The 2722-nt window shown below is 61.9% G+C and carries 3 protein-coding genes and 1 pseudogene; all 4 read left to right on the top strand.

Annotated features, from left to right (window positions below; all coding sequences use genetic code 11):
• Positions 1-369, top strand: a pseudogene (locus Q0C48_RS03340) (prenyltransferase/squalene oxidase repeat-containing protein); the annotation flags it as partial.
• Positions 351-1058 carry a nucleosidase gene (locus tag Q0C48_RS03335; RefSeq protein ID WP_291521532.1) on the top strand — a complete coding sequence of 236 codons (708 nt, stop codon included), beginning with the start codon at positions 351-353 and terminating at the stop codon, positions 1056-1058. The pseudogene Q0C48_RS03340 and the gene Q0C48_RS03335, both read left to right, overlap by 19 nt.
• Complete coding sequence (hpnA, locus tag Q0C48_RS03330) at positions 1055-2044, top strand: hopanoid-associated sugar epimerase (RefSeq protein ID WP_291521529.1); 990 nt, start codon at positions 1055-1057, stop codon at positions 2042-2044. Before Q0C48_RS03335 ends, hpnA begins: the two co-directional genes overlap by 4 nt.
• A 39-nt stretch (positions 2045-2083) precedes the next feature.
• On the top strand, positions 2084-2722 hold a 639-nt coding region (locus tag Q0C48_RS03325; RefSeq protein ID WP_291521528.1), incomplete at its 3' end, for a glycosyltransferase.

Raw genomic sequence — 2722 nt, 5'->3', positions numbered from 1 at the left:
CAACCCGCTATGGAACGCGCAGCGTACTGGTTGCGCGCGGTACAGCAGTGCGACGGCGGTTGGGGTGAAAGCAATGACTCCTATGGCGACCCCGGTCTCGCCGGCATGGGCCAGACTTCTACTGCAGCGCAGACGGCCTGGGCATGTCTCGGTCTGATGGCGGCGGGAGATCGGGATAGTGTCGCTTTGCATCGCGGTATAGCCTGGTTGCAGGCACACCAGGAAGGGGATGGGTGCTGGCAGGACCCATTTTTTAACGCACCGGGATTCCCCAAGGTTTTTTACCTGATTTATCACGGTTATAGCCGGTATTTCCCGCTCTGGGCGCTGGCCCGTTACCGGAATTTGGGATGCCTCGCCCGCGATTAGGGGTGGTGGTGGCTCTGGACGCGGAGGCGCGTGTTCTCCATGCTGGCGCTCTGTCGCACGATGCGGTGATAGAGGTAGGTGAGCAAATGTTGCTGTGTGTTTCTGGCATGGGGCCTGAGCGGGCGACGGCTGCGGCGCGTAAGCTGATTGCTGCGGGTGCTGAAGGGCTGGTTTCCTGGGGCACCGCAGGCGCCCTGCAGCCGGAGCGGAAGCCTGGGGATTTGCTGTTGCCGGAAACCGTGTTCTGGTCGGGGCAGACCTGGGCGGTGAATCTGGCCTGGCGCGCGACCGTCGCGAAACCGCTGTCCCTTCCCGTCCACGGTGGGGGCCTGCTCTCGGTGGATACCCCTTGCGGCTCTGTGGCCTCGAAATCCGCATTTCTGGTGGACTACCCGTCGGCACAAAGTGTGGATATGGAAAGTGGTGCCATTGCCGCGGCCGCCCATGTGGCAGACCAACCTTTTATCGTCATTCGCAGTGTTGTGGACCCAGCGGATCAGTCGCTGCCGATGGTGGCTACAGGGAGTGTAGATGCTTATGGGCGCCCGCAGGCGCTCAGGTTCATGCACGGATTATTGCGTCATCCTGCTGAGTTGTCTGCTTTGATACGTTTGGGCGGGCAGATGCAGAAGGCGCTGAACACTTTGCGCGCCGTTGTGCCGGGTATTCAGGCGGGAAGGTTCGCATGAAAGCCTTGCTGACCGGAGCATCGGGTTTCGTCGGCGGTGCGGTGTTACGCCGCTTGCTGGCCGAAGGCCTGGAAGTGCGGGTGCTGCACCGGGCGAGCGCTGATCCGAGCAACTGGGAAGGTCTGAACGTGGAGTTGGCAGTCGGCGACCTTACTGATGGTCCGGCTCTGGACCGCGCCGTAGCAGGTTGTCAGGCGGTCTTTCACGTCGCTGCGGATTATCGGCTCTGGGTGCCCGAACCGCGCGCCATGTACGCCGCCAATGTGGGCGGCAGCGAACGTCTGATACGCGCGGCGCTCAATGCCGGAGTGGAGCGCATCGTCTATACCAGTAGTGTCGCCGTGCTCGGTCACTACGCCGATGGCCGTGAAGCGGATGAAGAAGCTCCCTCGCGTTTGGAAGATATGATCGGTCACTATAAGCGCTCCAAATATCTTGCTGAGGAGGCACTGCATGCTCTTTGCCAGGATGAAGGCGCGCCCATCGTCATCGTCAATCCCTCGACGCCCATAGGCCCGGCGGATCGCAAGCCGACCCCCACCGGGCGGATGGTGCGCGATGCCGCGGCGGGCCGCCTGCCGGCTTATGTCGATACCGGCCTGAATGTGGTGCATGTGGATGATGTGGCTATGGGCCATTGGCAGGCCTTTGTCGACGGTCAGGTGGGGGAGCGCTATATTCTCGGCGGCGACAATCTCCCCCTGGCGGCGATCCTCACCCGTATTGCTGGTCTTACCGGGCATCGCTCGCCGTGGCTGCGTATCCCGCGCCGCCTGCTCTATCCCCTGGCCTGGGGGGCGGAGGGTATGGTGCGGCTACGCGGCAGGGGGACGCCACTGGTGACGACGGACGAGCTGCGTATGGCCGCGCATAAGATGTATTTTTCGTCTGCCAAGGCGGAGCAGGTCTTGCGCTATACCCATCGTCCTGCGGAGGAAGCCTTGCGGGATGCGGTACAATGGTTTGCTGAGCATCACTACTTATAGCGTGCCTGTCGGTCTGACGGACACCGCTTCGGGGCGCTTATGCTCTGGTGGGTAGGTGGCTTTGCGGCGCTGCTTTCTCTGGCCGCCGTAATTTATCTGTTGCTGACGCTCTGGGCGGTCGGACGCTGGCATCCGGTGTTGCCGGAGCGCGATGCTGCTGCCACGGAAGATATCTTGCGCGACTGGCCCGGCGTCAGCGTGCTCAAGCCCCTGCATGGCGATGAGGATAATCTCTACAGCGCACTGCACAGTTTTTGCGCACAGGACTATCCGGCATTCGAAATTGTTTTTGGCGTGCAGCGCCCGACCGATCCGGCTATCGCCGTGGTGCAACGTCTGCAAGCCGAGTTTCCGGCCTTGTCACTGTACTGGGTGTGTACAGAAGCGCGTATCGGCAGTAATCCCAAGGTCAATAACCTAGTGGGCATCCTCGCCGCCTGTCGTTATGACGCTTTGGTGATCAGTGACGCGGACATTACCGTCGGCCCCCGTTATCTGCGCCAGATTTGCGCACCCTTGCAAAATAGGGATGTGGGTGTGGTCCCCTGCCTCTACCGGGCACGGCCAGCGGCTACCTTCTGGTCGCGGGTGTTGGCCAGCCAGGTGAACAGTCTTTTTCTGCCTTCGGTGCTGGTGGCGGCGCGCCTGGGTCCAAATATCTTCTGTGGCGGGGCGACC

This window comes from Acidithiobacillus sp. (assembly GCF_023255755.1).
GTDB lineage: Bacteria > Pseudomonadota > Gammaproteobacteria > Acidithiobacillales > Acidithiobacillaceae > Acidithiobacillus.
The sequence above is the reverse complement of the archived record's forward strand: the minus strand, read 5'-3'. Positions and strand labels throughout refer to the sequence as shown.